This window comes from Kitasatospora sp. NPDC054768 (assembly GCF_053612025.1).
Genome location: NZ_JBSHBN010000253.1, coordinates 1 through 8,437, shown reverse-complemented (window position 1 = coordinate 8,437; position 8,437 = coordinate 1). Strand labels below are relative to the sequence as shown.

General features: G+C 72.6%; 1 protein-coding gene. It reads left to right on the top strand.

Annotation, left to right across the window (positions count from 1 at the left end):
* A partial coding sequence (locus ACWGKU_RS39185; RefSeq protein ID WP_452191784.1) for an amino acid adenylation domain-containing protein occupies positions 1–8,437 on the top strand: 8,437 nt, incomplete at both ends.

Sequence of the window (8,437 nt, the reverse complement as noted above, 5' to 3'; positions counted from 1 at the left end):
TCCGCCGTCATCGCCCTGGACGCTCTGCCACTGACCGTCAACGGCAAGCTCGACCGCCGCGCCCTCCCGGCCCCCGACCGCACGGCGGAGCTGGAAGCCTCCTACCGCGCCCCCCGGACACCCGAGGAGACCCTCCTGTGCGAGGCGTTCGCCGAGGTCCTCGGTCTGCCCCAGGTGGGCATCGACGACAACTTCTTCGAGCTGGGCGGGCACTCGCTGCTGGCGGTGACGCTGGTGGAGCGGCTGCGCTCGCGCGGCCTCCAGGTCTCGGTGCGTGGACTGTTCCAGGTGCCGACGCCCGCCGGGCTGGCGGCCGTGGACGCGGGTCAGGCCTTCGTGGTGCCGGAGAACCGGATCCCGAGCGACGCGACCGTTCTGACGCCGGACATGGTCACGCTGGCCGAGCTGAGCCCGGCGGACCTCGACCGGATCAGTGCGGCCGTCCCGGGTGGTGCGGCGAACGTCGCGGACGTCTATCCGCTGGCGCCGCTGCAGGAGGGGATCTTCTTCCACCACCTGCTGGACGCCGACCAGGGCCGTGACGTCTACACCCTGCCGACCGTGCTGGCCTTCGACTCGCGGGAGCGGGTCGACGGATTCGTGTCCGCGGTGCAGGCGGTGGTGGACCGGCACGACATTCTGCGGACGGCGGTGCTGTGGGAGGGACTGTCCCAGCCGCTGCAGGTCGTGCTGCGGCAGGCTCCGCTGGTGGTGTCCGAGATCGCCCTGGCGGCCGGTGCCGGTGACGACGCGGTCGCCCGGCTGCTGGCGGCGTGCCCGCCGTCGATGGACATCCGCCGGGCGCCTCTTCTCGATCTGACGATCACTCAGGACATTGATGGTGGGCGGTGGTTGATCGCTCTGCGCAGCCACCACCTGATCCGCGACCACCAGGCGCTGGAAGTCCTGTTGGACGAGGTGCGCGCGCACCTGGAGCAGGACGTCGAGCGGCTGCCGGAGCCGGCGCCGTACCGCGACTTCGTGGCGCACGCGCGAATGGCGGTCACCGCCGAGCAGCACCGTGCGTTCTTCGAGCGGGCGCTCGGGGAGGTGGAGGAGCCGACCGCGCCGTACGGCGTTCTGGACACGCACGGCGACGGCGGCGAGGTCGGTGAGGCGATCGTCGAGCTGTCGGACGAATTGGCCGACAGGGTGCGTGAGTTGGCCCGCCGGTACGGTGTGAGTGCGGCGGCGTTCTTCCACCTGGCGTGGGCGCGGGTCGCGGCGGCGACGACGGGGCAGACGCATCCGGTGTTCGGCACCGTGCTGCTCGGCCGGATGGACGCGGGAGGTGCGGCGAGCCGTACGCCGGGTCTGTACATCAACACCCTGCCGATCCGGGTCGACGCCACCCGGCGACTGGGCGAAGGACTGCGGTCGGCGCAGACGCAGTTGGCCGAACTGCTGAACCACGAGCACGCCCCGCTGTCCCTCGCCCAGCAGGCGACCAGCCTGCCGGCGCAGAGCCCGTTGTTCACCTCGATCCTCAACTACCGTCACAGCAAGCCGCGTTCGGATTCCGGTCAGGGGAACCTGCCGGAGACCGGGATCGCGGGCATCGACATCCTGTACGCCCATGAGGGCAACAACTACCCGTTGACGGTGTCGGTGGACGACACCGGTGTCGGGTTCCGGTTCACGGTGCAGGCGTGCGCTCCGATGGACTCGGACGTGGTCTGCGGTCTGCTGTGCACGGCGGTGGAGAACCTGGTCGGCGGGCTGGAGGAGGACTCCGCCGCCACGCTCGACCGGATCGCCGTTCTTGACGACGGGCAGCGGGAGTTGGTGCTGCGCGGGTGGAACGACACGGCGCGTGAGGTGCCGGTGGGGACGTTGCCGGGGCTGTTCGAGGCTCAGGTGGCGCGGACGCCGGACGCCATGGCTGTGGTGTTCGGTAGTGGTGCGGCGCGTGAGGTCGTGTCGTATGCGGAGTTGAACGAGCGGGCGAACCGCTTGGCGCACCTGCTGGTCGAGGCCGGCGTTGGGCCGGAGCGCCTGGTGGCGGTGTGTCTGCCGCGCTCGGTTGAGTTGGTCGTGTCGCTGGTGGCGATCGGGAAGGCCGGGGCGGCGTATCTGCCGCTGGACCCGGACTATCCGGCGGAGCGTCTGGCCTCCACCTTGGAGGACGGTCGTCCGGCGGTTCTGGTCACCGACAGCGTGACGATGGACGGGGCCCCGGCGGCCGAAGCGGGCGTCCGGCGGATCGACCTGGACGCGCCGGATACCGCCAACGCCCTTGGTGTACAGCCTGTTTCGAATCCGGAGCGGGTGGGTCATGGTCCGCAGAGTCCGGCGTATGTCATCTACACCTCGGGGTCGACGGGCCGCCCGAAGGGTGTGGTGGTTGCGCACGACGGTGTGGTGAACCGTTTGGCGTGGATGCAGGAGGACTACGGGCTGACCGCGTCGGATCGGGTGTTGCAGAAGACCCCGGTCGGGTTCGACGTGTCGGTGTGGGAGTTCTTCTGGCCGCTGACGACGGGCGCCACCCTGGTCGTGGCGCGTCCGGACGGGCATCGTGATCCGGCGTACCTGGCGGAGGTGATCCGTGCGGAGGGTGTGACGGTCACGCACTTCATCCCGTCGATGATGCAGGTGTTCCTGCTGGAGCCGGCCGCTCGGACCTGCTCTTCTCTGCGGGCGGTGTTCGCCAGCGGTGAGGCGTTGTCGCCGGAGTTGCGGGACGCTTTCCTGCGGGACCTCGGTGTTCCGCTGCACAACCTGTACGGGCCGACGGAGGCGTCGATCGACGTCACCGCCTGGGAGTGCGTGCCGGGGACGGCGACGGTGCCGATCGGCGGCCCCGTCGGCAACACCCGGGTGTACGTCCTGGACGCAGGGCTCAGGCCGGTTCCGGTCGGTGTTCCCGGCGAGTTGTACCTCGCCGGCGTTCAGCTGGCCCGGGGCTACCTGAACCGTCCGGGTCTGACGGCGGAGCGCTTCGTGGCCTGCCCGTTCGGTTCGGCCGGGGAGCGGATGTATCGCACCGGCGACCTGGCGCGCTGGCGCGAGGACGGCACCCTCGACTACCTCGGCCGGACCGACGACCAGGTGAAGGTGCGCGGCTACCGCATCGAGCTGGGCGAGATCGAAGCAGCCGTCCTCGGTCAGCCGGGTGTCGCGCAGGCGGCCGTGATCGTCCGCGAGGACGTTCCGGGCGACAAGCGCATTGCCGCCTACGTGGTGCCTGCCGCCGATGCGGAGATCGACACCGCCGCCTTGCGCGGCACCCTCGCGACGGTGCTGCCGGAGTACATGGTCCCGTCCGCGATCACGGCGCTGGACGCGCTGCCGCTGACCGTCAACGGCAAGCTCGACCGCCGCGCTCTCCCGGCCCCCGAGATCACCGCGATCCAGGAGGCCTACCGGGCGCCGCGCACGGCGGACGAGCAGGTGGTCTGCGAGGTGTTCGCCGAGGTCCTGGGCCTGCCCCAGGTGGGCATCGACGACAACTTCTTCGAGCTGGGCGGTCACTCCCTGCTGGCCGTCACCCTGGTCGAGCGGCTGCGCTCGCGCGGCCTCCAGGTCTCGGTGCGGGCGCTCTTCCAGGCCCCGACGGCGGCCGGACTCGCGGCCGTCGACACCGGTCAGGCCTTCGTGGTGCCGGAGAACCGGATCCCGAGCGACGCGACCGTCCTGACCCCGGACATGGTCACGCTGGCCGAGCTGAGCCCGGCGGACCTCGACCGGATCAGTGCGGCGGTCCCGGGTGGTGCGGCGAACGTCGCGGACGTCTATCCGCTGGCGCCGCTGCAGGAGGGGATCTTCTTCCATCACCTGCTGGACGCCGACCAGGGCCGCGACGTCTACATCGTCCCGGTCGTTCTGGGCTTCGACTCCCGCGAGCGCGTCGACGCGTTCGTGACCGCGCTCCAGCACGTCGTCGACCGGCACGACATCCTGCGGACGGCCGTGCTGTGGGAGAACCTGCCCCAGCCGCTCCAGGTCGTCCTGCGGCAGGCGCCGTTGGCGGTCGAGGAGGTCGTCTCCACCGGGGACCAGGGCGAGGACGCGGTGGCCCGGTTGCTGGCGGCGTGCCCGCCGTCGATGGACATCCGTCAGGCGCCGATGCTCGATCTGACGATCACTCGCATCACCTCCGATGGAAGCTGGTTGGTCGCTCTGCGCAGCCACCACCTGATCCGCGACCACCAGGCGCTGGAGATCCTGTTGGACGAGGTGCGCGCGCACCTGGACCAGGACGTCGAGCGCCTGCCGGAGCCGGCGCCGTACCGCGACTTCGTCGCCCACGCCCGCCTGGCGGTCACCGCCGACCAGCACCGAGCCTACTTCGAGCGCGCCCTCGGCGAGGTCGAGGAGCCCACCGCGCCCTACGGCGTCCTGGGCACTCGTGGCGACGGCAGCGACACCGGCGAGGCGATCGTCGAGCTGTCGGCCGAACTGGCCGACCGGGTGCGGGAGTCGGCGCGTCGTCACGGCGCCAGTGCCGCCGCGCTGTTCCACCTCGCCTGGGCGCGCGTCGCCGCCGCCACGACCGGCCGGACCCACCCCGTGTTCGGCACCGTGCTGCTCGGCCGGATGGATGCCGGTGACATGGCGAGCCGCACCCCGGGCCTGTTCATCAACACCCTGCCGATCCGGATCGACGCCACCCGGCCGCTGGACGCCGGACTGCGTTCGGTCCAGGTCCAGTTGGGTGAGCTGCTGCGGCACGAGCACGCCCCGCTGGCGCTCGCCCAGCAGGTGGCCGGACTCCCCGCCCAGAGTCCGCTGTTCACCTCGCTCCTCAACTACCGCCACAGCACGCCGCGTTCGGATTCCGGTCGGGGGAGCCTGCTGGAAACCGGGATCGCGGGCATCGACATCCTGTACGCCCACGAGCGGAACAACTACCCGGTGACGGCCTCGGTGGACGACACCGGCGTCGGCTTCCGGCTCACGGTGCACGCGGCCGAGCCGATCGACTCCGACACCGTCTGCGGCCTGCTGCACACCGCCGTCGAGAACCTGGTCGGCGCCCTGGAGGCGCACCCCGCCGCCACGCTGGACACGGTCGCCGTGCTGGACGACCGTCGGCAGGACCAGCTGCTGCGCGGCTGGAACGACACCGCGCGGGAGTTGCCGGCCGCGACGCTGCCGGAGCTGTTCGAGGCGCAGGTCGCCCGGACGCCGGACGCGGTCGCGTTGGTGCGCACGCGCGCCATGGACCCGGACACCACGGACACCCCGGACCACGAGACGCTGACCTACGCCGAACTCGACGCGCGCGCCGGCCGCCTGGCCCGTGTCCTGGCCGGCTACGGGGTCGGGCCGGAGTCGCTGGTCGCTGTCGGCATGCACCGGTCCACGGAGCTGGTCACCACCTTCCTGGCGATCGCCAAGGCGGGCGGCGTGTTCGTCCCGCTGGACCTGCGTTCGCCCGAGGCGCGGACGGCGGCCGTCCTGGCGGACGCCCGGCCGCACCTGCTGGTGGCCGACTCCGCCCTGCGGGAGCACGAGGTCGTGCGCACGGCCGAGGCGCAGGGCACCCGGGTGGTCCTCGTCGACGCCGATGTCCTCGCCGCGCCCGCAGCGGACGGCTCGGACGGCTCGGACGGCTCGGACGGCGCGGACACCATGGAGCCCGTGAGCCCGACGCGGGTGCTGCCGGACCAGGCGGCGTACATCATGTACACCTCCGGCTCCACCGGCACCCCCAAGGGCATCGTCACCACGCACGCCGACGTCGCCGCCCTCGTGCGGGACTCGCGCTGGAACGTCGGCCCGGCCGACCGCGTGCTGTTCCACGCCCCGCACGCCTTCGACGCCTCCACCTACGAGCTGTGGGTCCCGCTGGTCCACGGCGGCAGCGTTTCCATCGCGCCGGAGGTCAAGCTCGACAGCGCCACCCTGCACCGGCTGATCGTCGACACCCGGGCCACCCACGTCCACGTCACGGCCGGGCTCTTCCGCGTCATCAGCGAGGAGAGCCCCGAGATCTTCGCCGACGTGGCGGAGGTCCTCACCGGCGGCGACGTCGTGCCGCCCACCGCGGTCACGCGGCTGCTCGACGCCCTCCCGCACCTGACCGTCCGCCACCTGTACGGTCCGACCGAGACCACGCTGTGCGCCACCCAGCACCCGATGGCCGCCCGGGCCGAGCTCGGGCACACGCTCCCCATCGGCAGCCCGATGGACGACACCCGGGTGTACGTGCTGGACGCCGCGCTGCGGCCGGTGCCGGTGGGGGTGCCCGGCGAGCTGTACATCGCCGGCACCGGGCTGGCGCGCGGCTACCTGAACCGTCCGGGCCTGACCGCGGAGCGCTTCGTGGCCTGCCCGTTCGGCGGGTCGGGGGAGCGCATGTACCGCACGGGCGACCTCGCCCGCTGGCGCGAGGACGGCACGCTCGACTACCTGGGCCGCACCGACGACCAGGTGAAGATCCGCGGCTTCCGGATCGAGTTGGCGGAGATCGAGTCCGCCCTGCTCGCCCGGCCGGGCGTGGCCCAGGGCGTGGTGATCGTCCGCGAGGACGTCCCCGGCGACAAGCGGCTGACCGCCTACGTGGTGCCCGAGGCGGGCGCGGCGGTGGACACCGCCGCCCTGCGCGCGGAGCTGGCGGCGGTGCTGCCGGACTACATGGTCCCGTCCGCGGTGCTCGCCCTGGAGACGCTGCCGCTGACGGCCAACAGCAAGCTGGACCGCCGTGCTCTCCCGGCCCCGGACCACGCGGCGGCGCTGGAGGCGTCCTACCGGGCGCCGCGGACACCGGAGGAGCAGCTGCTGTCCGAGGCGTTCGCGGACGTCCTGGGCCTGCCGCAGGTCGGCGTCGACGACGACTTCTTCGAGCTGGGCGGGCACTCGCTGCTGGCCACCCGGCTGGTCAGCCGCGTCCGTTCGGCGCTGCGGGTGGAGCTGCCGCTGCGGGTGGTCTTCGAGAGCCCCACCGTGGCCGCGCTGGCGCCCCGGCTGTCGAAGGCGGAGCAGGCCGCGCCCGCGCTGGTCGCCACCGCCCGTCCGGACGTGGTGCCGCTCTCCCTGGAGCAGCGCCGGATGTGGTTCCTCAACGAGCTGGACGGCGCGAACGCGGCCTACAACATCCCGCTGGCGCTGCGGTTCGAGGGCGCCCTGGACCGGTCGGCGCTGGCGGACGCCCTGCGGGACGTGGTGGCGCGGCACGAGGTGCTGCGGACGGTCTTCCCGGCCCCGGCGGGGGAGCCGCGGCAGCGGGTCCTCACTGTGGGCGAGTACCGCTGCGAGCTCGCGGTGGTGGAGGCGGCCGCGGCCGATGTCGACGGGCTGCTGGCCCGGGAGGCCGCCCGCCCGTTCGACCTGGCCACGGAGATCCCGATCCGGGCGACCCTGTTCGCGGTCGGGCCCGAGGAGCACGTCCTGCTGGTGGTGATCCACCACATCGCCGGCGACGGCTGGTCGATGCGGCCGCTGGCGCAGGACCTCTCGTCCGCCTACACGGCGCGCAGCACCGGCGGCGCGCCCGACTGGGCCCCGCTCCCGGTGCAGTACGCCGACTACACGGTGTGGCAGCGCGAGCTGCTCGGCGCGGACGACGACCCGGGCAGCGTGCTGAACCGTCAGCTCGCCTACTGGGAGAAGACGCTCGACGGCACCCGGCAGCAGCTGGAGCTGCCGGCGGACCGTCCGCGCCCGGCGGCGCTGACCCACCGCGGCGGGGTCGTCGAGCTGACCGTCCCGGCCGGGCTGCACGAGGAGCTGACCAGGCTCGCCCGGGCCGAGGGCGTGACCATGTTCATGGTGCTCCAGGCCGCCCTGGCCACGATGCTGTCCCGCCTCGGTGCGGGGGAGGACATCCCGATCGGCACGGCGGTCGCCGGGCGTACGGACGCGGCCATGGACGACATGGTCGGGTTCTTCGTCAACACCCTGGTCCTGCGGACGGACCTCTCCGGCTCGCCGACGTTCTCCGGCCTGCTCAACCGGGTTCGCGAGGCGGGACTGGAGGCGTTCGCGCACCAGGACGTCCCGTTCGAGCGCCTGGTGGAGAGCCTGGCCCCGGCCCGCTCGCTGACCCATCACCCGCTGTTCCAGGTCATGCTGGTCCTCCAGAACAACGAGGGGGCCACGCTCGACCTGCCCGGGCTGGACGTCAGCGGCCTGCCGAACGGCAGCTGGCCGGCCAAGTACGACCTCGACTTCACCTTCGAGGAGTGCTTCACCGCCGACCGGCGCCCGGCCGGCCTGCGGGGCCGCATCGTCTACGCCCGGGACCTCTTCGAGCACGGGACGGCCGAGCAGTTCGGCGCCAGGCTGCACCGGGTGCTCGCGGCGATGGCCGCCGATCCGCGCCAACCGGCCCACCGGGTCGAGGTGTTGGGCGAGGCGGAGCGGGAGCTGGTGCTGTTCGGGTGGAACGACACGGTGCGTGAGGTGCCGGCGGTGACGCTGCCGGAGCTGTTCGAGGCGCAGGCGGTGCGGACGCCGGGTGCGGTGGCGGTGTCGGACGCGTCGGGTGGTG